This window comes from Arthrobacter sp. Helios, assembly GCF_023167125.1.
Lineage (GTDB): Bacteria > Actinomycetota > Actinomycetes > Actinomycetales > Micrococcaceae > Arthrobacter_B > Arthrobacter_B luteolus.
The window spans coordinates 2,750,989-2,772,647 of the sequence record NZ_CP095402.1 but is presented as its reverse complement, the minus strand read 5'-3'; the positions used below and the strand labels follow the sequence as shown (position 1 = coordinate 2,772,647).

The window sequence follows — 21,659 nt, the reverse complement described above, 5'->3', positions numbered from 1 at the left end:
CCCGGACCGAATGCCGGGCGCTCCGATTCCCGCTGACCTAGTAGGCGTAGAGATCCACGAAAGCGCCGCCGGGCGTGAAGATGGCCAGACTGTCGCCGGTGTTGTTCAGAACGGCAGTTGTTCGGTTGTTGTAGTACCGCCCCGCTGTGTTGGTGCCCGGCCCGGTGTATACCCGCAGCTCATCTCCCGGGTTCAGCACATAGCCGCTGCCCACGGCGAGGCGGTTGATGACGGCGTCCTGAAGCACGTAGCCGCTCACGTCCACCGGTACGCTGCTGGTGTTGGTCAGCACAACATACTCGCCGTTCTCCGGCTGGACGTCGTTGCCCGGAGGATCGGCGACCACCGTGGAAACCTCGATGCCGTTGGCATCGGGCAGCGGATTCCGCCCCGCCTGGAGGGCGGAGAGAACGCCGGGGAAGTCCGTGATGATCGAGTCGACTCCCAGCGCGGTCATCTGCAGCATGGCATCCAGGCTGTTGACTGTGTAGACATCCAGGGTCAGGCCCGCTGCCTGTACCCGGGCGACGTCGGCAGGGTCCAGGACACGGTAGTTGGTCACCAGGCCGTCTGCCCACCCAGCCAGAGCAGCCAGCCCGGCGTCGTCGGGAACCGCACCAATCAGCAGGACGGGAATCTGCGGCATCAGGTCATGGAAGGTCCGCAGCGAAGTTTCATCGAACGAACTAACCACAATCTGGTTTCGGGCAATCAGCCGCTGCCAGTACCGCTTTTCGCCCAGCGCCTCAGCCAGCTTCGCTTCGACACCTGGCGAGTTCTCCGGTGACTTTAGTTCGATGTTGATTCCTGTCCGCGGGTTGGTCACCAGCGCGGCATCCCGAAGATCCGGAATCGGCTCACCCGCAAAACTGCCGCCGAAGTACGAACCGGCGTCGAGCTGGTCGAGTTCTGCCGCAGAGAAAGACGTAATCGGATCACCGGCGCGTTCGGGGAAGACATCCGCCACATTGCTGGTGCGGGTGCCGGTGGCGTCATGGAAGAGGAAGATCTCGCCGTCGCTGCTCAGCTGCACATCGACCTCGAACAGATCGGCTCCATGGTTCCGGGCCTGCTCAAATCCCGCGACGGTGTTTTCCGGGGAGAGGCCGGCGCTCCCGCGGTGGCCGACGATAGCGGGATGGTCCTGCTTTCCGGGAGGCCCGGCTTTCTCAGCCCCGTAGACGGGGGCCGCGGCTCCCACGGCGAGGGCGGCGGTTAGACAGATGCCGAAGGCAGCTGCAATACCTGTGGCTGGTTTCCTGATGTTCCTCATTGGTGCTCCTTTGCCGGGTGGTGCGTCACTGCACCCCCACGCCCTTGGAAAAGCCCTTGAATCCACACAGTCTGAATCGTTTTAGTAAGACCGTCAAGAGCTCCCCTCCGGCGTCGCCATTGCCTGCCTTAATCGTTTTAGGTACGCTCGGCTCAGCTTGTGGCGGTTCGCCGCACCCGTAAGCTGCCCGGCAAGGATGCCGGGCAGCTGAACCAGAAGGAGACCAGAATCGTGCATGAGCCCGCTGCCCCCACTACGGTGCAACAGACGATCCGCAGGGGTGAGGCCGTACGCCAGGGCTCTGAACAGCCGTATTACGCCCTCGAAGCCGGACCGGGAGAAGTGCACCAGACCCGGTCTGAGCTGGCCCCGGATGCGCCGGCCGCCGAAGCATCCCGCAGCGGCGAGCGCCGGAGCATTGCCTATCTGGCTCACCTCACCGACATCCAGCTCACCGACGTCCAGTCCCCCGCCCGGTTGGAAGCCATGCACCAGCTTGGGCGGCGCCCGGATACGGCGCTGCTGCTGCCCATGATGCGCCCGCAGGAACTGCTGGCCGCGCACGCCACGGACGCGCTGGTTCGTGCGCTCAACAAGGTGGCGAAGAGCCCTGACACCGGCGCCCCGCTCCAGCTGGCGATCACCACCGGCGACAACGTGGACAACATGCAGTGGAACGAGGTGCAGTCCTTCCTCAGCCTGCTCGACGGCGGCGAGGTCTGCATGGATTCGGGAGGACCTGACTTTGAAGGAGTCCAGGACGGCCGGTTCCCCTGGGCGTGGGCGCCGGAAGACCCAGAAAACCTCTGGGGCCGCGCGCACGGCTTTCCGCACGTTCCCGGCCTGCTGAAGGCAGGGCTGGAACCGTTCATGGCCGCGGGCCTGGATGTCCCCTGGCTTACCTGTTACGGCAACCACGACGGCCTGGTGCAGGGGCGGGCACCGTTGACGCCGCAGCTCGGTGCCGTGATGACCGGGCACCGAAAGGTGCATGCCCTTCCCCCGGGTCCGGTAGCGGACTTCACGGAGCACCCGATGCAGACCCTGTCCGGCCCCTCGCACCAGGTCACTCCGGACGAAGGGCGCAGGCCGGTTACCCGCGAAGAGTTCATCGAAGCGCATTTCCAGCCCGCGGCCCGTCCTTCCGGCCACGGCCTGGCGGAGCGGAACCTCCTGGACGGAACGGCCTACTACGCCTATGACGGGCTGCCGGGAATCCGGGTGATCGTCCTGGACACCACGAATCCCGCCGGCATCTTTGAGGGCAGCATCGACCGCCGCCAGCTGGCCTGGCTGGAGAAGAGCCTTGCCGAGGTGCATGTGCGCTTCACCGACGCCGACGGGCGGGAGGCAGCGGGCGGGGGCGACGAGCGGCTGGTCATTGTCACGTCCCACCACCCCCGCACCAGCATGACGAATGACCGCGCCGTGCCGGCCGGCACGGCAGACGCCGGAGGCCGGGCACTCGGCGAGGAGGTGGCAGCCGTTCTGCACCGGTTCCCGAATGTGATCGCCTGGGTCAGCGGGCACATCCACCGCAACTCCGTCCGCCCGCTGGTGTCCCGCAGTGGCGGGTTCTGGGAGATCAGCACATCCTCGGTGATGGACTGGCCCTGCCAGGTCCGGCTCCTGGAGATCGTGGACAATAACGACGGCACGCTGTCGATCCTCTCCACGGCGCTGGACCATGAGGCACCGGTCCGGCCGGACGGGACAGCCGGCACCCAGGACCTGGCTGCGTGGCACCGCGAACTGGCTGCGAACGATCCCATGGGTGTGGGCGGCTTCAACGCGCACGGGGAGCCGGCGGACCGGAACGTGGAACTGCTGCTGTCGGATCCCCGGGTCGGCCGCCGCTGAGCTACCGGGGTGCGGGTCCGGTGGAGCTCCGGCGGATGAGCTCCACCGGCTCCACATGGTCGGTCACCAGTTCAGTGTCCGCGAGCCGGGCGAAGATGGCGCGGCCAATGGCCAGCCGGTCGAGCCGGATGGTGGTCAGGCCTGGAGCCAGCAGTTCGGAGGTCGGCAGGTCATCGTGCCCGACGACGGACAATTCCTCCCCGACGGCGATACCCGCTTCCCGGGCGGCCCGGTACACGGCGTGGGCAGTGAAATCGGAGTTCGTTATCACGGCAGTGGGCCTGGAGGCCTTGGCCAGCCGCTCCGATACCGCGGAATGCACGTGCTCCAAGCTGAGGCGGGTATGGATGGGGTCCGGTTCGATCCCCAGTTCGCTGCAGCGCTGCTCAAACGCCACCAGCCGGTCATTGTCCGCCATCAGCCCCGCGGGTGCGGTCAGGAAGCTGATTCTGCGGTGCCCGAGGTCAGCCAAGTGGTCGACGGCCAGGCGGACGGCCGCCTTGTTGTCCGGGGAAACGCAGGTGACCGGCAGATCCGGGGGCCGGACGGCGTTAATCACCACGGTCGCGCGTCCCGGTGCTCCGCTGAGCCACTGGCTCACGGCCTCGCCAGGTCCTACGGGGGCGATGGCAAGGCCCCGCACCCGCTGTCCCAGCAGTAGATCGACGTGCTCGCGTTCGCGCTCCGGAGAGTACTCCGAGTCCACGGCCAGGATGGTGGCGCCCTGCTCAGTCGCGGCGTCCTGCGCTCCGCGCAGCACGTCAAGGAAGAACGGATTCGCCATATTCCGGATCATCAGGCCGTAGGCATTGGCCGTTCCCGTGCGCAGTGCCCGGGCGAAAGGGTCGGCCCTGTACCCCAGGCGGTCGGCCGCCTCGAGGATTCGTTCCCGGGTCGCCGCGGAGACGCCCGCACGGTCGTTAAGCGCGAAGCTGGCCAGGGTCGCTGAGACACCGGCCTCCCGGGCGACGTCACGGATGCTTGGACGGCCTTTCATGCGATTCCCCTCGCTGCCTGCAGTGTCTGCGCGGCCCCCGGAAGTGCAGGGCCGTCCACCGGCTGAAACCTCCCGGCCGTCTCAGTCTAGAACCAACTGTTGACAAACCTTAAACGATTTAGTTAGCTTTCCCCAACTACCAAATGTGAGCTAGATCCTGTCTACGACGGAGTGGGGGATAAATGTCCGATGTTGAGCTCCGCGGCGTGGAGAAGACATTCACGGACGGCAAAGGCGGCACTACCCGCGTATTGCACGGGGTGGACATCGTCGCACCGTCCGGGCAGTTCGTGGTCCTGCTCGGTCCGTCCGGATGTGGAAAGTCGACTTCACTTCGCATCATCGCCGGCCTGGAACAGGCAACCGCAGGTGAGGTCCTGATCGATGGCCGCAGGGTCAACGATGTACCGGCCGCCAAGCGGCACATCGCCATGGTCTTCCAGAACTACGCGCTGTACCCGCATCTGTCGGTGCTGGAGAACATCGTCTTCGGCCTCCGGGTCCGGAAGGTGCCCAAGGCAGAACGGGAAAAGCGGGCCACGGAAGCTGCAGAAAAGGTCGGCCTCGTGCCGTACCTGGACCGCCGGCCCAGCCAGCTCTCCGGCGGCCAGCGCCAGCGCGCGGCACTTGCCCGGGCCCTGGTCAGTGACGCCAAGGTTGTCCTGATGGACGAGCCGCTCTCCAACCTTGACGCCAAACTGCGCCAGCAGATGCGGATTGAACTCCGCAGCCTGCAAAAGGAACTCGGACTCACGGTGCTCTATGTAACGCACGACCAGGTGGAGGCCATGACCATGGCCGATCACGTGGTGACCATGCGGGACGGCCACGTGGCGCAGGCCGCGTCCCCGGAGGAACTGTACGTGAATCCCGTCGACGCGGACGTCGCTGCCTTCATCGGCTCTCCGCCCATGAACCTCCTTCCGGTCACGCGGGGAACCGCGGGCCAGATCCTCCTGCCCGGCGACGGCGTTCCCTGGCGGACCGCCCTGCCGGCAGGCGCAGGACATGACTTGCTGCTGGGCATCCGCCCGGAAAACCTGGCTATCACGCACGAGTCCGGGGATGCGACCATCTCCGGGACGGTCAAGGCCACGGAAATGCTGGGTGCGGAAACCCTGCTCACGGTGGGCCTGGCGGCCGGACATTCACTGATCGCCAGGCTCCCCGGCATCGTCCGCGCCAGCGAAGGCGAGCAGGTGCTGCTGAAAACCGATCCGGAGAGCCTGCGGTTCTTCGACGCCGAATCACGCCAGCGGGTAGCGGCAGTTCCGCAGCCTGCCTCCGCCTGACCCCTTCGGCCGCCGGCCTTCCGCCGGCCCCACCTTTCCTTTCCGTCTAATCGAGCAGAGAGGCCCGATTATGTCCACCCATCCTGAGATGCCGCGTCCCACCCGCCGTACGTTCACTTCCGCAGCCAAAGCCCTGTCCGTGCTGGCAGTCGGCTCCCTGATGCTCACCGCCTGCGGCGCGGGCAGCGGCAGCACCAATGCCGACGGCGATGTCGCCATCACCATGTACTACCCGGTTGCGGTCGGCGGCCCGCTGACCTCAGTTGTGGACGGCCTGATCGGCGAATGCGAAGATGCCAACCCCGGCATCGCTGTGGAAGCGGTTTATGCCGGCAGCTACGCCGACACCATGACCAAGGCGCAGACGGCGGCACGTTCCGGGGACGGTCCGGACCTGGCGGTGCTGCTCACCACGGAGCTGTTTACCCTTCAGGACCAGAACCTCATCGTCCCCCTGAACGACATCTCGGATGACCTCGGCTGGGCCGAAGACCGGTTCTACGAACCGTTCCTGAAGAGCGGCAAGGATGCCGAGGGCACCCTCTGGAGCATTCCATTCCAGCGCTCGACGATTGTCCAGTACCACAACAAGGACCTCTTCGCGCAGGCCGGGCTGGATCCCGAGGCCCCGCCGGCCACCTGGGAAGAACTCACCGCGGCGGCCAAGACCATCAAGGATTCCGGCGCGGCCGAGTACGGCATCGAAATCCCCTCCACCCAGTTCGGTTACTGGATGTTCCAAGCCCTGGCGGTGCAGGCAGGCACCGAAATCACTGATGGCTCCGGCGCCCAGACCCGCTTCGACGACCCCGCCGCCATTGAGGCGATGGAGTACTGGAAGCAGCTCGCCGACGAAGGGCTGATGCCGTCGGGAACCACCGAATGGGCCTCGACCCCGGAGGACTTCCTGCAGGGCCGCACCGCGATGATGTGGACGACGACGGGCAATCTCACGAACGTGCGCACCAACGCCGGCTTCGAGTTCGGCGTCAGCCAGCTCCCGGCCCACGAACAGCCCGGTTCCCCCACCGGCGGCGGCAACCTGTATGTCTTCGAACAGGCTGACGACGCCCAGCGCGAAGCAGCTCTCACGATCGCGGACTGCCTCACCCAGCCCGAGCGCACCTCCAAGTGGAGCATCGAAACCGGGTACGTCGCCACCGGGGCCGAAGCCTGGGAGACCCCGGAGATGAAGGACTACACCGCCGAGTTCCCGCAGGCTGAGGTGGCCCGCGAACAGCTGGACAACGCGGTGATCGAACTATCCACGCATGAGAACGGCAGGGTCGTGCAGATGGTCAATGACGCCATCGCCTCCGTGCTGACCGGACAGCAGGAACCGGAAGCCGGAATGCGCGGGCTGCAGAAGCAGATTGACGGCGTCCTGGAAACCTACCGGGACTAACCAATGACCCAGGTCCTGGAAGAGGCCGCCAAAGAGGCCGACGGCGCCCCCCGCCGTCGGCCCCGGGCCCGCAAGCCGCTGGGGGACCAGGCTTTTGCCTGGGCAATGCTGGCACCGGCATTCATCGTGCTCGTGGCGTTCACCCACTATCCGATCATCCGGGCCGTCCTGCGCAGCTTCGAAGATCGGCGCGGCGACATCAGCCTCGCCAACTACGAGCGGCTCATCGCCGACGACGTGTTCTGGCAGGTGGTCAAGAACAACCTGCTCTTCGCCCTCGGAGTGGTGCCCACCAGCATGGCCCTCGCCATCCTCATGGCGGTCTGGGTGAACGGCAAACTCAAGGGCAAGGGTTTTGTCCGGCTGGCTTATTTCACCCCGACCATTTTGCCCATGGTGGCAGTGGCCAGCATCTGGCTGTTCTTCTACTCGCCCGGACTCGGCCCGGTGACTAAGCTGGCCGAGTTCTTCGGGCTCCCGGCGGAGAACTGGCTGGGCAATCCGGACACCGTGATGTGGGCGCTGGTCGTGATGATGATCTGGAAGCAAGCGGGCTTCTTCATGATCTTCTATTTGGCCGGACTGCAGAACATGGCACCCGAGCTGGAAGAGGCCTCAAGCCTTGAGGGAGCCTCCCGCTGGTACCACTTCCGCCGGGTCACGTTCCCACTGCTGATGCCGACCACGCTGTTCGTGTTCGTCGTAGCGGTCACCGACGCCTTCAAGATCATCGACCACCTGTTCATCATGACCGGCGGCGGACCGAATAACTCCTCCAACCTCCTGCTCTACTACATCTACGACACGGCCTTCAGCTTCTTCGACATGCCGTATGCAGGGGCCCTGACTGTGGCGCTGGTGCTGATCCTAGGTGCCTTCGCCGTCCTGCAGTTCACCTTCCTCGGAAAGCGGGTGCATTACCAGTGAGCCATTCCACCGCCCCCGCGGCCGGTCCCACCCTCCCGGCAGCCGGATCTACTGCTCCAGCCGCCGGGTCCACGGCAGTCCCGCCGGCACCCCGCCGTCGTCCGTTCTCGATGAGCCGCACGCTGGAAACCGCTGGCGCTTGGCTGCTGGGGGTCTTATGGCTGCTGCCCCTGGTGTACGCGCTGTGGGCATCGGTCCACGCCCGGGACAGCGCCACGAGCTTCGACCTCACCGCGCCGCTGACGTTTGAGAACTTCGTGACGGTCTGGAACGGTGCGCCTTTCGACCGGTACTACCTCAACACCATCCTGCTGGTCTGTGGGATCCTGGCCGGGCAGATCCTGCTCGGGGTGCTGGCGGCCTACGCTTTTGCCCGCTTTGAGTTCCGGGGCAAGAACATTGCCTTCGCACTGGTCCTGGTGCAGCTGATGATCACGCCGGACATCCTCATCTCGGAAAACTACTCCACGATGGCCCAGCTGGGCCTGGTGGACAGCATCACCGGCATCGGGCTTCCCTATATTGCCAGCGGTTTTGGGATCTTCCTGCTGCGGCAGACATTCAAGAGCATTCCCATCGAGCTGGATGAGGCCGCCGAGATTGAAGGCTGCTCCCGCTGGGGCAGGCTCTGGAAAGTCTACGTCCCGCTGGCCAAGCCCACCCTGGTGGCTTGGGGCCTGGTGTCCGTCAGCACCCACTGGAACAACTTCCTGTGGCCTCTCATCATCACCAACAGTGTCGAGGCCCGGCCGCTGACCGTCGGCCTCATGGTCTACAACGGCACGGAATCCGGTATCGACTGGACCCTCCTGTCTGCGGCCACCATCCTGGTGGTCGCCCCGCTGCTGATCGCCTTCCTGATCTTCCAGCGGCAGTTCGTCCAGAGCTTCATGCGGGCGGGGATCCGGTGACGAACGGAGCCGCCGCAGTTGACTTCCAGGTTCCGGTGGAACCGGGGGCCGAAGGCGCCGGCTCCGGTCCGGTCCGCGGGGTGATTTTTGACCTGGACGGGACCATCTACCGTGGTGGGGAACCCATCCCCGGCGCGCGCGAGACAGTAGAGTCCCTCCGGACGGCGGGGATCCGGTGCCTCTTCGCCTCGAACAATCCCACGTCCACAGCCCATGACTATGCCCGCCGCCTCACCGGGATGGGGATTCCCGTGGACGCATCGGAAGTGCTGACCAGCGGTGGAGTGGCTGCCCAGTGGCTGCTGCGAACCCATCCGGGCGAATCAGTCTTTGTGGTTGGGGAAGAATCGCTGATTCGGGAGCTGGAAACAGCCGGTGTCCGGGTCACGGCGTCCGGGGAAGCCGGCGTCGTACTGGCAGCTTTTGACCGGACCTTCAGCTACCGGAAGTGGAATACCGCTTTTCAGGCGCTGCGGCGCGGCGCGGTCTTCGCGGCCACGAATCCGGACACCACCTGTCCGGTCGAAAACGGCGGCCTGATTCCGGACTGCGGCGGAATTACCGCCGCCTTGGAGGCAACCGCTGGCAGACAGGTCGACACCATCATCGGAAAGCCCTCCCGGATCATGGCCGACGCGGCACTGGAGCGGCTGGGCCTGAGCGCCGGTGACGTCCTGTTGATCGGCGACCGGCTGGAAACCGACATCGAACTGGGCCGGGTTGCGGGTATCCGCACGGTCCTGGTGCAGACCGGAATCAGCGGCCCAGACGCAGCGGATAGCGGTGCGGCAACTGCCGTCCTGCCTTCTGTCCGCGAGCTGCCCGCTCTGCTCAGCTCGTGGAATCAGCCTGCATCCTGACAGGGATTGGAAGCGACATGGAATTCTTCACGGACACGTTCCTTACCGAAGTAGTGCTCGCATCCTGCGCCTTCGGGCTTTCCTGCCTGATCGGACTGGAGCGGCAGATTCGGCAAAAGAGCGCCGGTCTGCGCACCCACGCGCTCGTTGGCACGGGGTCGGCCATCTTTACCCTGGTTTCCGCCTTCGGTTTCTCCACCGTGCTGGGGGATGATGTGACCCTTGATCCCTCCCGGATCGCGGCCCAGATCGTTTCCGGTATCGGCTTCCTGGGGGCCGGGGTGATCTTCGTGAACCGCGACGTCGTCCGCGGCCTGACCACAGCGGCAACTGTTTGGATGTCCGCAGCCATTGGGATGGCCTGCGGGGCAGGCATGGTTCCGCTGGCGATCGTAGCGACCATGCTGCACTTCGTTGCCGTCGGTGTTCTGGCGCCGCTGACCCGGCTGCTGCCCACGCCGGACGGCAAGCGGACCGTCCGCATCCGGTACCAGGACGGCAGGGGTGTGCTCCGGGACATCCTTGCCACAGCCACGGGGATGGGGTTCGACTCCTCCATTTTGGATACGCGGCAGATCGGTGCCGACGACGATGAAGCCGCGCAGGTCGCCGTCGAGATGCGCTTTCGCGGCAAACCTCCGCTGCGCGAGCTGTTGACTCAGCTCAGCGAACTGCCAGGCGTCCGGCGGATTTCCCTGCGGGACGACGTCGACGAAGACAGCGTGCTCGAGGACGACGACGCCGCTGGGCCGCGGCGCCGGCTGCTGCGCACCCGGCGTTGAGTTGATTAGTCCAGCCCCCACCCCGAACCGGTCACCCCTGCCGCAGCAGCCTGCCGGTCGGCTCGACCCCAGCCACTTCAGCGCCCCGCAGGAAGGTCCGCCGGACGGATCCGGTCAGTTCCTTGCCCGCGTACGGAGTGATGGGGTTTTTGTGGTGCAGCTTGGCTGTTTCGACCACAAACGTGTCCTCGGGAGCGAACACGGAGAAGTCAGCGTCCGCACCCACCTCCAGCCGGCCCTTCTGCCCCAGCCCGGCCAGTTCGGCAGGCCGGCGGGACATCCAGTCCAGCACCGTTTCCAGGGGGATCCCCCGGCGGCGGGCCTCGGTCCAGATCAGGGACAGTCCCAGCTGCAGGGAAGAGACCCCGCCCCAGGCGACGCCGAAGTCGCCGTTTTCCAGGTCCTTCAGGTCCAGGGTGCTGGGGGAGTGGTCCGAAACGATGAAGTCGATCGTCCCGTCCTGCAGTCCCTGCCAGAGAAGCTCGCGGTTGGAGGCTTCCCGGATCGGCGGGCAGCACTTGAACGCCGTCGCTCCGTCGGGGATTTCCTCCGCCAGCAGTGTCAGATAGTGCGGGCAGGTCTCCACCGTCAGCCGGATCCCTTCCCGTTTGGCAGCAGAAATCAGCGGCAGCGCATCGGCAGAGGAGAGGTGCAGGATGTGTGCCCGCCCCCGGGTCCGCCGGGCAGCATCAATCACCTGGGCAATGGCTTTGTTCTCCGCTGATCGCGGCCGCGATGCCAGGAAGCCGGCGTATTCCGGACCCGTGGGCTCCGGTGCGTCAGCAATCACCTGCGAATCCTCGGCATGAACAATCAGCAGCGAATCAAAGGAGGCCAGCTCGGCCAGGTCCTTTTCCATCTCCTCCGGCTCCAGCTGAGGAAACTCATCAACCCCCGAATGCAGCAGAAAGCACTTGAAGCCAAAAACTCCGGCCTCATGCAGCGGGCGAAGGTCTCCGGTGTTGCCGGGCACCGCTCCACCCCAGAACCCGACGTCCACAAACGCCTGGCCCGCAGCAGCTTGCTGCTTAACCTCGAGGGCCTCCACGGACACAGTCGGCGGGATCGAGTTCAGGGGCATATCGATAATCGTCGTGACGCCGCCGGCAGCAGCCGCACGGGTGGCTGAGGCGAAACCCTCCCACTCTGTGCGGCCGGGCTCGTTGACGTGGACGTGCGAGTCCACCAGACCCGGGATCAGTGCCTCGTCGTCGGCGAGTTCAACTACGCGGTCCCCGGTCAGGCCGGTGCCCAGGGGCACGACGGCGGCAACACTGCCGCCGCGGACCCCCACTTCCCAGGCTCCCGTTCCGGCGCCGGCGTAAACCCGATTCCCACGCAGAACCAGGTCAAAATCGGAATCAGTCATGCGATGTGCTCCTTTAAATCGGTCCAGTCGGAGGCAGGCAGCTGCAGCCAGGCAAAGGCCTCCGCACTGGGACTTTGGTATTCGAGTCCGATGTGGCCGGTATAGCCGGCCATCCGGGCGGCAAGGATCCAGCGGGCGATCGGCAGTCCGCCGGTTCCGGGCACGCCGCGTCCCGGGGCATCGGCAACCTGGATATGGCCGAAGGCGGTGGCATGTTCGGCGATCAGCGCCGGAACGTCCTCACCGTTGACCGCCAGATGATAGAAGTCGGCTAGGAGCGCGATGTTCGGCATACCACCCTCCCGCACCCGGTCGACGACGGCGAAGGCGTCCGCCGCTGTCCGCAGCGGATAGTCCGGAATCCCGCTGAGCGGTTCCACCAGCACCGTTCCGCCCAGGTGGGCAACGGCGTCGGCCGCTATCATCAGGTTTTCCACGGCCGTGGAATCCTGTTCAGCCTCGGAAATGCCGGTCTGGCGGATCCCGTAGAGCGCGTTGAATCCAGTGCAGCCGGTCAGACGCGCGATGCCCACGGCGGTATCCAGACTGGCCCGGAATTCCTTGGTGCGCGACGGCGAAGACAGCACCCCGCGCTCGCCCGCGGACATGTCTCCGGCATAGAAATTAAGCGCGGTCAGCTTCACCCCGGCATCTGAGATGGACCGCAGGAAGGCATCCACTGCCACATCATCCGGTACCGCCGAATCGAACGGCCACCAGAACTCCACCGCCCCAAAACCGGCTTCCGCCGCGGCGGCAGGCCGCTCCAGCAGAGGCAGATCAGTCAGCAGGATCGAGCAGTTCACGCTCCAGCCGTCTTCCGCTGGAACAGGGGAAGCCGCCGGAGCTGCAGGCTGGCTGGTCACAGCAGGATCTGGCGGTTGACGTCCTTGTACAGCAGGTATCTGAAGTTGGACGGACCTCCGGCATAACAGGCCTGCGGACAGAAGGCCCGCAGGGACATGTAGTCCCCCTCCTGGACCTCCACCCAGTCCTCGTTCAGGCGGTAGACGGCCTTCCCCTCCAGGACGTACAGGCCGTGTTCCATCACATGCGTTTCGGCGAAGGGAATGGAGGCTCCGGGCTCGAACGTGACCACATTGATGTGCATGTCATAGGCCAGATCGTCCACAGGCAGCATCCGGGTGGTCCGCCACTTGTTGTCCGTACCGGCCATGCCCGCCGGCTCAATGTCACTTTCATGGCCGACGACGACCTTCGGCAGGTGCCCGGCCAACGGTTCGTAGGCCTTCCGGATCCACTGGAAGCGGGCAGGCTCGGTGCCGTTGTTGGCGGCTTCCCAGACAATAGCCGGAGGCAGATAGGCGAAGCCCCCGGGAGCGAGCTCATGCCGTTCGCCGTCGATGGTCACGGCCAGGGAACCGCCGTCGAGCACAAACACGAAGGACTCCACCGTGGACTGCGGTTCCGGATTCCGGGATCCGCCGCCGGGAGCCACCTCCATCAGGTACTGCGCGAATGTTGTGGCTCCTCCGGCGACCGGCCGGTTCAGGATCCAGGCGCGGGTGCCGCTCCAGTCCGGCAGGACGCTCGTGACGATGTCCCGCAGCACACCGCGGGGAATCACGGTGTACGCCTCGGTCACCACTGCGCGGTCTGAGAGCAGGGCGGTCTGGGGCGGCAGCCCCGCTTCGGGCGAGTAGTACCTGGGGTTCACTGATTGCTTCCGCTTCTGTTGGGGGCCTGGGGGTGGGCAAGCCGGGCCAGCTCCTCTGGGGTGACTCCGGCGGCATCCGTGACTTCGGCTTCGGTGAGGGCGCCGCAGGCTAGCCCGCGGTGGATGAACCGGGCCAGGGCCCGGGCGGTCGCGGGCTCATCGAGGATGGTGCTCTCGAGCTTGTGCACATAGTTCTTTAAGCGCAGGGCGGCCGCATCGAAGCCGCTTCGGTAGAAGCCGTAGGTGGCCAGGAACCGGGTGGGCAGCTGCGCAGCGTGCAGGTCCCAGCCCTGGTAGTAGCCGGACGCCAAGGACCGGGCAACCAGCCTCGCGTGCAGCGCCCAGGCGCGGTGGATGTTTTCCGGGTCACCGATCGGAAGGACGTTCGTGGAACCATCGGAGAGACGTACACCGGTGCCCGCAGCGGCCACCAGCATTACGGCCTTGGCATAGTCCGCCGCTGGGTGCTCCATGGACTGGTGCGCAGCGGCGATGCCGAGGGCCGCACTGTAGTCATACGTGCCATAGTGCAGGGCGCTGACGCGGCCGCCGCCGGCATGAAGCAGCTGGGCCACCGGAACCGTGCCGTCCGCGCCCAGGATCAGCTGCGGGGTTTCCATCTGGACCTCAAAGCGCAGGCGTCCGCCCGGCAGTCCGTGGGCTTCCTCCAACCGGCCGCAGGCATACGCCATGGCCTCGACCTGCGCCACGGTGCTGACCTTAGGCAGAGTGAGGATCAAGCCGTCCGGCAGGACCGGGCCCGGCAGGGCGGAAGCGTGCGGGCTGGAACCGGCAGCGGCGCCTTCCAACAGGGAGGAAAGAAAGAGGTCCAGGGTCCGCAGCCCGCGGTCCCGCGTGGCTGCTTCGAGGGATTTGAACCGGATTCCGATAAAAGGGGGAGTGGTTCCGGCTGCGATAGCCTGGGCGATGTTCCGGCCGGCTGCGATGGCGTGAGCGTCCTCTTCGGCGTCCGGACGGGCGCCGTAACCGTCCTCGAAATCGAGGCGCAGGTCTTCGATCGGTTCTGCGGAAAGTTTGGCTGCCACCAGCGCGGCGAGGGTCGCCGGGTTATCCAGGCCAAGGCGTTCGGCCAGGTGCTCCAGCCCGCCCTGGGCTGCTGCCGCTGCCAGTGCCAGCCGGCCCCATTCGGCGCCCAGATCCGGCGTGAACGTGTCCGCGGGGACGTAGACCGTGTGTACCGGCTGGCGGGATCCGTCGTCCCCGGGGTAACCGGCAGCCAGCAGCTCATCCGTGGACCGCAGCGACTCGGCGATCCGGGTGTAGTCCTCAGCTTGGAAAGCTGACCGGGTTCCTGTTTTGGGCTGGCTCATGCTGCCGGTTCCTCCTGATTGGCGGTAGCCTCCAGGGCTGCGCCGATGTGCGTGGCGGAATCGGCAGCGGGGGAGATGCGGGTATGCTCAACCTTCATATCGTTCCCTTCCCGCCGCCAGATGATTTCCTGGCAGTATCACTTCCGGTATCACATCCGGCACCGCTTGTATTCCGTATTATGGATATTATTGTTTGCAATGTGGAATGGCAAGGGTTGAGCCCAATTCTCCGATTCAGTCCTAAAAGGCTGGCCATCCGATCCCGGGTGGCGCTACGGTGTGGATACCGGAAGCAGGCTTCCGCGATGCGATATTCCAGCGATATTCCACTGTTGAACTACTGCGGGAGGGCCAATTGATGGCCGAGCGAACTGCCGGAAGCGGCGTCCAATCCGTCGAGCGTGTTTTCGAGTTGTTGGAACTCATTACCGACGCCGGGGGATCGGCGACGCTCAGTGAACTGGCGGGAAGTGCCGAACTGCCGCTTCCCACCATCCACCGGCTGCTGCGCACGCTGGTGGGACTGGGGTATGCCCGGCAGCTGCCCAACCGCCGCTACGCCCTGGGACCACGCCTGATCCGGCTCGGCGAGGGAGCAAGCAAGCAGCTCGGTGCCCTGGCGACACCGGTCCTTAAACAGTTGGTGGATGAGCTCGGCGAGACCGCAAACATGGCGGTCCTGGATTCAGACCGGGTCCTCTACATTGCCCAGGCGCCGTCCAGGCATTCCATGCGCACTTTCACGGAAGTCGGACGCCGGGCGCACAGCCATGCCACCGGCGTCGGAAAGGCCATCCTGGCCCAGCTGCCGGACGATCAGGTCCGCGGAATCGCTGCCCGCTCGGGGCTTCCCCCGGCTACACCGGCGAGCCTGGGCACCATTGAGGAGCTCCTCGCGGACCTGGCCGCCATCCGCAGCCGCGGCTTCTCGATCGATGAAGAGGAGCAGGAACTGGGCGTCCGCTGCTTCGCCGTGGCCGTTCCCGGTGCGCCTACTCCGACGGCCGTCTCCGTCTCCGGACCCATCTCCCGCGTGGACGACGCCTTCGGGCGGCGGGCGGTGCCGCTGCTCAAAGCTGCAGCGCGGACCATTTCCGAGGACCTGGCTGCGGCCCGCTGAGATTTTCACAGCAGGGCACCTACGGCAGAAGGGCCGGACGCCTCGCGGTGTCCGGCCCTTCTCTCGTTTACAGGTAATGCTAGGCGTCGCCGCCGGTGTTGCCGCTGGTGCCTGCATTGACGTTCAGCAGATCGTACTTCTTCATGGCCAGGCGGGGAGCCTCGGCATCCACATCGCCGCGGGCTGCGAGCAGCTGCAGGGTGCGGACCACCATGGAGTGGCTGTCGATCTTGAAGTACCGGCGGGCCGCGGCACGGGTGTCGGCAAAACCGAAGTCATCGGCACCCAGGGTCGCAAACTCGTTCGGCACGAACTGCCGGATCTGGTCCGGAACAGCCTTCATGTAATCGGTCGATGCCACGATCGGCCCTTCAGCGCCGGCGAGCTGCTGGGTCACGAACGGCACGCGCGGCTCGGCATCCGGGTTGAGGAAGGCTTCTTCCTCGGCGGCCAGGCCGTCCCGGCGCAGCTCGTTCCAGGAGGTCACGGACCAGACATCGGCGGAAACTCCCCAGTCCTCGGCGAGCAGCTTCTGGGCTTCCACGGCCCAGGGAACAGCCACACCGGAGGCCAGAAGCTGGGCCTTGGGGCCCTGCGCCTCGGAAGCTGAAACCCGGTAGATGCCCTTGATGACACCTTCCACGTCCAGGTTCTCCGGTGCCTTGGGCTGAAGGATCGGCTCGTTGTAGACCATGATGTTGTAAATCAGGTTCGGATCCTTGGAATCCGGTCCATACATCTCTTCGAGGCCGTGGCGCATGATGTGCCCGATCTCGTAGCCGTAGGCCGGATCGTAGGTCTTCACCGCGGGGTTGGTGGAGGCCAGGATCGGAGAGTGGCCGTCGGCGTGCTGCAGGCCCTCACCGGTCAGGGTAGTGCGGCCTGCGGTCGCGGAGATCAGGAAGCCGCGGGCCATCTGGTCAGCTGCTGCCCAGATGGCGTCGCCGGTGCGCTGGAAGCCGAACATCGAGTAGAACACGTAGACCGGAATAAGCGGTTCACCGTGGGTGGCGTACGCACTGCCGGCAGCGGTGAACGCCGCGATGGAACCGGCTTCGTTGATGCCCACGTGCACAATCTGGCCCTGCGGGGACTCCTTGTAGGCCAGGACGAGGTCCCGGTCCACGGAGAGGTAGTTCTGTCCCTTGGGGTTGTAGATCTTCGCGGTGGGGAAGAAGGAGTCCATGCCGAAGGTCCGGGCCTCATCGGGAATGATCGGCACAATGCGCTTGCCGAATTCCTTGTCCCGCATCAGGTCCTTGAGCAGCCGGACGAAGGCCATGGTGGTGGCCGCCATCTGCTTGCCGGAGCCGCGGTTGGCTACCTCGTAGGCGGAGGCATCCGGCAGCTTCACCGGGGCGTGCTGCTCACGGCGTTCGGGGACGTTGCCGCCGAGCTCGCGGCGGCGCTCGAGCAGGTACTTGATCTCGGGGGAATCAGCACCGGGGTGGAAGTACGGGGGCTGGTACGGATCGGCTTCGAGCTGCTCATCGCTGATCGGGATCCGCAGGTGGTCCCGGAAGGCCTTGAGGTCATCCAGGGTCAGCTTCTTCATCTGGTGCGTCGCGTTACGGCCCTCGAAATGCGTGCCCAGGCCGTAGCCCTTGACCGTGTGCGCCAGGATCACCGTGGGCTTGCCCTTGAACTCGGTGGCAGCCTTGTACGCGGCGTAGACCTTGCGGTAATCGTGCCCGCCGCGCTTGAGGTTCCAGATGTCCTGGTCCGAGAGGTCAGCGACCATGTCCTTGGTCTGCGGGGTCTTGCCGAAGAAGTGCTCCCGCACGAACCCGCCGGACTCGGCCTTGTACGTCTGGTAATCGCCGTCGAGGGTGGAGTTCATGATGTCCACCAGCGCGCCGTCGTTGTCCTTCTCCAGCAGGGAGTCCCACTCCCGGCCCCAGACAACCTTGATGACATTCCAGCCGGCACCGCGGAAGAACGCTTCGAGTTCCTGCATGATCTTGCCGTTGCCGCGCACCGGACCGTCCAGGCGCTGCAGGTTGCAGTTCACCACGAACGTGAGGTTATCGAGCTTGTCATTCGCCGCGAGCTGGAGCAGGCCGCGCGATTCCGGCTCGTCCATTTCGCCGTCGCCCAGGAACGCCCAGACATGCTGGTCGGAGGTGTCCTTGAGCCCGCGGTTCTGCAGGTAGCGGTTGGACTGCGCCTGGTAGATCGCGTTCATCGGGCCGATGCCCATGGACACGGTGGGGAATTCCCAGAAATCGGGCATGTTCCGCGGGTGCGGGTAGGAGGACAGGGCGTGTCCCTCGCGGGACTTCTCCTGCCGGAACCCGTCCATGTCCTCTTCGGACAGCCGGCCTTCGAGGAAGGCCCGGGCGTAGACGCCGGGGGAGGCGTGGCCCTGGAAGTAGACCTGGTCGCCGCCGCCGGGGTGGTCCTTGCCGCGGAAGAAGTGGTTCATGCCCACTTCGTACAGGGTCGCGGCTCCGGCGTAGGTGGAGATGTGGCCGCCGACGCCGATGCCGGGGCGCTGGGCGCGGTGGACCATGATCGCAGCGTTCCAGCGCAGCCAGGCACGGTAGCGGCGTTCAACTTCCTCATCGCCGGGGAACTCGGGTTCCTGGTCCACCGGGATGGTGTTGACGTAGTCGGTGGTGGTCACCATGGGGACGCCGACGGAGCGGGAGCCTGCCCGCTGGAGCAGGGAACGCATGATGAACTGCGCCCGCTCCGTACCCTGCGAGCGGATCAGCTCATCCAGGGATTCAATCCATTCTGCAGTTTCTTCCGGGTCACGGTCCGGCAGCTGGCTTGTCAGCCCGCTGAGGATATCCGTTCGGTCTTCACTGACGCTCATATATGCAGCCTCTCAGTTGAGGGCGGGGTCCCCTCAAGGTAATTCGGTGACTCACCGACCATTCCGTTATGCGGAATGCTCATTTCAATCTATACGACAGCGAGATTTCGTGCCGCTTCGGCTAACCATTATTGCGAACATCGTAAGGGTTCTCACAGCTGCTCAGGAGAGGTCGATGGTAACGACGGCGGGGCCCCGGCGCGGGTCTGCATCCCCGTGCTTCCCCGTCGGCGCTGTCACTGCGCGGGAGACGCAGCAGCACATCTTCTCCCGGGCCCGCTGCTGGCGTTCGCTGTAGAAAACGTCCCGGTGGTCCACTGCGCCGTCGAGACCCAGGATCCGGACCTCGCACAGCCCGCACTCGCCTTTCCGGCAGTCGAACATCATGTCCGCGCCGGCTTCCTCGAGAGCCTCCAGCATGGACCGGCCCTGCCCCACCCGGGTTTCCAGGCCCAGCCGCGGCACCCGGACAATGAATTCTTCGGGGTCGTACCAGCCCGAGTTGCCGAAGGTTTCGTACCGGAGGCTGGAGGGATCCAGTTCCCGTTCCCGCCAGCTGCGGCGCACCGCGTCCATCAGCCGGATGGGCCCGCACATGTAGAGTTCCGTGCCGTCCCCGATACCCCCAACCAGGTCCGGCACGGAGAGTGCTGTGCCCTCGGAGTCGACATGGACCTGCAGCGCGTCGCCGTGCTCGGCCTGCAGTTCCGCGAGGTAGGCCATGGCACTGCGTTGGCGTCCGGCGTAGACCAGGCGGTAGTCCGCCTTCACGTTTCTCAGGGTCCGAGCCATGTTCAGGATGGCCGTGATGCCGACGCCGCCGGCCAGCAGGAGATAGCTTGGCGCCCCGACCCGCAGCGGAAAATTCTGCAGCGGCTGGGTGATTTCAAGTTCATCTCCCGGGACGAGCCCGTGCATAAACACGGAACCTCCCCGGGAGGTGGGGGTGCGGAAGACAGAGATGGCCAGGGACGCGCCGTCGTCGCCGGACTCCACCACCGAATAGGAGCGCCGCTGGCGCTCTCCGTCGATGGTGACCATCAGGTCAATATGGGAACCCGGCTCCGCCCGGCGGGGCAGGGACGGGGCAAGGACCACGCGGCGGATCCCGTCCGCTGCGTCACGGGTTTCGGTAACGACGGCGCGCTGCCAAACCTCGGTGTTCGTAGCTGCCATGGCCTTAGCGTTCCGCCGGAGCGGGGGTGTCCGCTGAAGGCAGGCGGCCCTCGGCGGCCAGGCGGCGCTCGATCAGCCGCCGGACCCACATGCCGCCGGCATCGATGTTCAGGTTGTAGAACTCGTAGTCCGGGTTGGCGTCGATCGCGGCCTGCTGGGCGGAGAGCATCTCCTCATCCTCGCCGAAGACCCCGTGGACGCCGTCCCGCAGCTGGGTGGTGATGAGCTGGCTGTCCAGCCGGTAATTGCGCATAAAGGCCCAGAAATAGTGGCAGGTCTTGGCGGTTTCCGGAGAAATGGTGTTCATCACGAAGCCGTTCACTCCCTGGCTGCGGTCACCCTCCGGAGCGCCGGTGCCGGCTTTGGCGACACCGACGTCAATATTGATGGTCGACGGCGCGCGGAAGGTGATGATCTGCCAGCGGTCCACCTTGCCCTCGAAATCGGGGAACTTGTCCCGCATGTTCTTCAGCCAGAAGGGCGGCGGATCGATGTTCAGGATCCAGCGCGAGACCGTCACCGTGTCATCGTCATGTGAAACGACAAATTCGGATTCGCTGAGTTCCTCCTGGCCGATCGAGGAGGAATGGACGAACTCCTCATGGGTGAGGTCCATCAGGTTATCGAGCACCAGCTGGTAGTTGCACGGGGCGAAGATGGTCTGCCCGTCGCCGGCCCACTCGGGCGAGGACAGCTGGTGCATGTCCGGGACAAGGTCCGGATCGGCGAGCGTGGGGTCGCCGAGCCAGACCCACACATAGCGGTAGCGCTCAACGACAGGGAAGGACGGTACCGTGGCGCTGGGGTTGATTGTTTCCTGGGCGGGCATCGAAACGCAGCGTCCCGCGGAGTTGTAGACGATCCCGTGGTACGGGCACTGAATGCCGTCCCGGCCCATGGTTTTACCCATGGACAGCGGCGCCAGGCGGTGCCAGCAGGCATCCGCGAGGGCTACGGCCTTGCCGTCCTCCGTCCGGTAGAGCGCCAGTGGGCGGTCGGCGATGCGCCGGGCCATCGGCTTGCGGGTCACCTCGTGGTCCCAGGCTGCCACGTACCAGGCATTGAGCGGATAGCCCAGCACCTTATTGGTGGTGGAACTGGTGGTGGAGACGGCGGTCATGGCTTTCCTTCCTCGCGGCATCATCCTCGGTGCCGCTCCAAACTAACTATCTCCATAGATAGTTAGTGACGTAAGGCACATTACCTATGCCTATAGTGGTTAGGCAAGGGTCCGCTTCTCCAGAAAGGCCACAGTGAGCCTTCGTTACGCGCTGCTGGCACTGCTGAACGTCGAACCCATGACCGGGTACGACCTGTACAAGCAGTTCGAGTCCTCCGTGGGCTACGTCTGGCACGCCCCGGACTCCCAGATTTACCCGGAGCTGCGGCGGATGGAACGGGACGGCCTGCTCGAAGGTGAGGAAGTCCCGTGGGGAACCAAGGGACGCAAACGCCAGTACCACGTCACGGATTCCGGCCGCGAAGCCTTCCGCACCTGGGTCAACACCCAGCTGGACTATCCCCGCGAGCGGGATCCCATGCACCTGAAAGCGGCGTACCTTGAATGGGCCGACCCGGACGCCGCCCGGAGCCAGCTCCACGCCCACATTGAGCATTACGGTGCCCGGCTGCTGCAGTGGCAGCAAAAGATCGAGGAGATCGACGGCGGCACCTCGGACATGCTCAACCGGCGCCTGTCCACCGTCCCGTCCACGGACCATCAGCGCGTTGCCGCCTTCAAACGGTTCACCTATGAGGGCCTCACTGCCCGGGCGGAGCAGGAAATCGCCTGGGCCAAGCGCGGACTGGCGCTGGTTGATTCGCTCTATCCGTAGCCGCCCCCAGGCGCCTGCCGGA

General features: G+C 65.4%; 18 protein-coding genes. 9 read left to right on the top strand and 9 right to left on the bottom strand.

Annotated elements, in window-relative coordinates; genetic code table 11:
• Positions 1-37: 37 nt before the first annotated feature.
• Positions 38-1,273, bottom strand: coding sequence for a glycerophosphodiester phosphodiesterase family protein (locus ArtHe_RS12545; protein WP_248317242.1), 1,236 nt, complete (start codon positions 1,271-1,273; stop codon positions 38-40).
• Between the two features lie 231 nt (positions 1,274-1,504).
• On the opposite strand from ArtHe_RS12545, the gene ArtHe_RS12540 reads away from it, so the two are divergent.
• Positions 1,505-3,133, top strand: coding sequence for a TIGR03767 family metallophosphoesterase (locus ArtHe_RS12540; RefSeq protein ID WP_248317241.1), 1,629 nt, complete (start codon positions 1,505-1,507; stop codon positions 3,131-3,133).
• A 1-nt stretch (position 3,134) separates the two neighbouring features.
• Here ArtHe_RS12540 and ArtHe_RS12535 read toward each other — a convergent pair whose 3' ends face one another.
• Positions 3,135-4,130 (bottom strand): LacI family DNA-binding transcriptional regulator, encoded by a 996-nt coding sequence (locus ArtHe_RS12535; protein ID WP_248317240.1) that lies wholly within the window; start codon positions 4,128-4,130, stop codon positions 3,135-3,137.
• Between the two features lie 182 nt (positions 4,131-4,312).
• On the opposite strand from ArtHe_RS12535, the gene ArtHe_RS12530 reads away from it, so the two are divergent.
• From ArtHe_RS12530 to ArtHe_RS12505, 6 genes are all read left to right on the top strand, one after another.
• The gene (locus ArtHe_RS12530; RefSeq protein WP_248317239.1) at positions 4,313-5,422 is read left to right on the top strand and encodes an ABC transporter ATP-binding protein; all 1,110 of its coding nucleotides are present in this window, start codon (positions 4,313-4,315) and stop codon (positions 5,420-5,422) included.
• 70 nt (positions 5,423-5,492) lie between these two features.
• The gene (locus ArtHe_RS12525; protein ID WP_248317238.1) at positions 5,493-6,827 is read left to right on the top strand and encodes an ABC transporter substrate-binding protein; all 1,335 of its coding nucleotides are present in this window, start codon (positions 5,493-5,495) and stop codon (positions 6,825-6,827) included.
• Positions 6,828-6,830: 3 nt separating this feature from the next.
• Positions 6,831-7,754 (top strand): sugar ABC transporter permease, encoded by a 924-nt coding sequence (locus ArtHe_RS12520; RefSeq protein WP_248317237.1) that lies wholly within the window; start codon positions 6,831-6,833, stop codon positions 7,752-7,754.
• Positions 7,751-8,665: a carbohydrate ABC transporter permease gene (locus tag ArtHe_RS12515; RefSeq protein WP_248317236.1), complete on the top strand. Its 915-nt coding sequence runs from the start codon at positions 7,751-7,753 to the stop codon at positions 8,663-8,665. Before ArtHe_RS12520 ends, ArtHe_RS12515 begins: the two co-directional genes overlap by 4 nt.
• Positions 8,662-9,525: an HAD-IIA family hydrolase gene (locus ArtHe_RS12510; RefSeq protein ID WP_248317235.1), complete on the top strand. Its 864-nt coding sequence runs from the start codon at positions 8,662-8,664 to the stop codon at positions 9,523-9,525. Before ArtHe_RS12515 ends, ArtHe_RS12510 begins: the two co-directional genes overlap by 4 nt.
• A gap of 17 nt (positions 9,526-9,542) precedes the next feature.
• Positions 9,543-10,307, top strand: a complete 765-nt coding sequence (locus ArtHe_RS12505; protein WP_248317234.1) for an MgtC/SapB family protein — start codon at positions 9,543-9,545, stop codon at positions 10,305-10,307.
• A 31-nt stretch (positions 10,308-10,338) separates the two neighbouring features.
• Here the strand turns inward: ArtHe_RS12505 and allB are convergent, their stop codons facing one another.
• Genes allB through ArtHe_RS12485 form a run of 4 tightly spaced genes read right to left on the bottom strand, consistent with a single transcriptional unit; the run spans position 10,339 to position 14,685 of the window.
• Positions 10,339-11,676, bottom strand: coding sequence for an allantoinase AllB (allB, locus tag ArtHe_RS12500; protein WP_248317233.1), 1,338 nt, complete (start codon positions 11,674-11,676; stop codon positions 10,339-10,341).
• The gene (locus ArtHe_RS12495; RefSeq protein ID WP_248317232.1) at positions 11,673-12,542 is read right to left on the bottom strand and encodes a TIM barrel protein; all 870 of its coding nucleotides are present in this window, start codon (positions 12,540-12,542) and stop codon (positions 11,673-11,675) included. The genes allB and ArtHe_RS12495 overlap by 4 nt, the downstream gene beginning before the upstream one ends.
• Positions 12,539-13,354, bottom strand: coding sequence for a bifunctional allantoicase/(S)-ureidoglycine aminohydrolase (locus ArtHe_RS12490; RefSeq protein WP_066296824.1), 816 nt, complete (start codon positions 13,352-13,354; stop codon positions 12,539-12,541). Before ArtHe_RS12490 ends, ArtHe_RS12495 begins: the two co-directional genes overlap by 4 nt.
• Positions 13,351-14,685: an aldolase gene (locus ArtHe_RS12485; RefSeq protein ID WP_248317231.1), complete on the bottom strand. Its 1,335-nt coding sequence runs from the start codon at positions 14,683-14,685 to the stop codon at positions 13,351-13,353. Before ArtHe_RS12485 ends, ArtHe_RS12490 begins: the two co-directional genes overlap by 4 nt.
• Before the next feature lie 358 nt (positions 14,686-15,043).
• On the opposite strand from ArtHe_RS12485, the gene ArtHe_RS12480 reads away from it, so the two are divergent.
• Positions 15,044-15,805 carry an IclR family transcriptional regulator gene (locus ArtHe_RS12480; RefSeq protein WP_066296818.1) on the top strand — a complete coding sequence of 254 codons (762 nt, stop codon included), beginning with the start codon at positions 15,044-15,046 and terminating at the stop codon, positions 15,803-15,805.
• 79 nt (positions 15,806-15,884) lie between these two features.
• Here the strand turns inward: ArtHe_RS12480 and aceE are convergent, their stop codons facing one another.
• The 3 genes from aceE to ArtHe_RS12465 all read right to left on the bottom strand — a co-directional run bounded on the left by aceE (position 15,885) and on the right by ArtHe_RS12465 (position 20,922).
• Positions 15,885-18,626, bottom strand: a complete 2,742-nt coding sequence (gene aceE, locus ArtHe_RS12475) for a pyruvate dehydrogenase (acetyl-transferring), homodimeric type (RefSeq protein ID WP_248317230.1) — start codon at positions 18,624-18,626, stop codon at positions 15,885-15,887.
• Between the two features lie 162 nt (positions 18,627-18,788).
• A complete protein-coding gene (locus tag ArtHe_RS12470; RefSeq protein ID WP_248317229.1) occupies positions 18,789-19,802 on the bottom strand; it encodes a PDR/VanB family oxidoreductase in 1,014 nt (337 codons plus the stop codon).
• A 4-nt stretch (positions 19,803-19,806) separates the two neighbouring features.
• Positions 19,807-20,922, bottom strand: a complete 1,116-nt coding sequence (locus ArtHe_RS12465) for an aromatic ring-hydroxylating dioxygenase subunit alpha (RefSeq protein WP_248317228.1) — start codon at positions 20,920-20,922, stop codon at positions 19,807-19,809.
• A 133-nt stretch (positions 20,923-21,055) separates the two neighbouring features.
• Here ArtHe_RS12465 and ArtHe_RS12460 point away from each other — a divergent pair, with 133 nt between their 5' ends.
• The gene (locus tag ArtHe_RS12460; protein ID WP_066296810.1) at positions 21,056-21,637 is read left to right on the top strand and encodes a PadR family transcriptional regulator; all 582 of its coding nucleotides are present in this window, start codon (positions 21,056-21,058) and stop codon (positions 21,635-21,637) included.
• The last annotated feature ends 22 nt before the right edge of the window (positions 21,638-21,659 follow it).

Excerpts from the sequence above, each read along its gene's own strand:
- ArtHe_RS12485 (WP_248317231.1), bottom strand. The coding sequence starts at position 14,685 with ATGAGCCAGCCCAAAACAGGAACCCGGTCAGCTTTCCAAGCTGAGGAC.
- ArtHe_RS12465 (WP_248317228.1), bottom strand. The coding sequence starts at position 20,922 with ATGACCGCCGTCTCCACCACCAGTTCCACCACCAATAAGGTGCTGGGC.
- aceE (WP_248317230.1), bottom strand. The coding sequence starts at position 18,626 with ATGAGCGTCAGTGAAGACCGAACGGATATCCTCAGCGGGCTGACAAGC.
- ArtHe_RS12535 (WP_248317240.1), bottom strand. The coding sequence starts at position 4,130 with ATGAAAGGCCGTCCAAGCATCCGTGACGTCGCCCGGGAGGCCGGTGTC.
- ArtHe_RS12470 (WP_248317229.1), bottom strand. The coding sequence starts at position 19,802 with ATGGCAGCTACGAACACCGAGGTTTGGCAGCGCGCCGTCGTTACCGAA.
- ArtHe_RS12520 (WP_248317237.1), top strand. The coding sequence starts at position 6,831 with ATGACCCAGGTCCTGGAAGAGGCCGCCAAAGAGGCCGACGGCGCCCCC.
- ArtHe_RS12525 (WP_248317238.1), top strand. The coding sequence starts at position 5,493 with ATGTCCACCCATCCTGAGATGCCGCGTCCCACCCGCCGTACGTTCACT.
- ArtHe_RS12545 (WP_248317242.1), bottom strand. The coding sequence starts at position 1,273 with ATGAGGAACATCAGGAAACCAGCCACAGGTATTGCAGCTGCCTTCGGC.
- ArtHe_RS12480 (WP_066296818.1), top strand. The coding sequence starts at position 15,044 with ATGGCCGAGCGAACTGCCGGAAGCGGCGTCCAATCCGTCGAGCGTGTT.
- ArtHe_RS12505 (WP_248317234.1), top strand. The coding sequence starts at position 9,543 with ATGGAATTCTTCACGGACACGTTCCTTACCGAAGTAGTGCTCGCATCC.
- allB (WP_248317233.1), bottom strand. The coding sequence starts at position 11,676 with ATGACTGATTCCGATTTTGACCTGGTTCTGCGTGGGAATCGGGTTTAC.
- ArtHe_RS12530 (WP_248317239.1), top strand. The coding sequence starts at position 4,313 with ATGTCCGATGTTGAGCTCCGCGGCGTGGAGAAGACATTCACGGACGGC.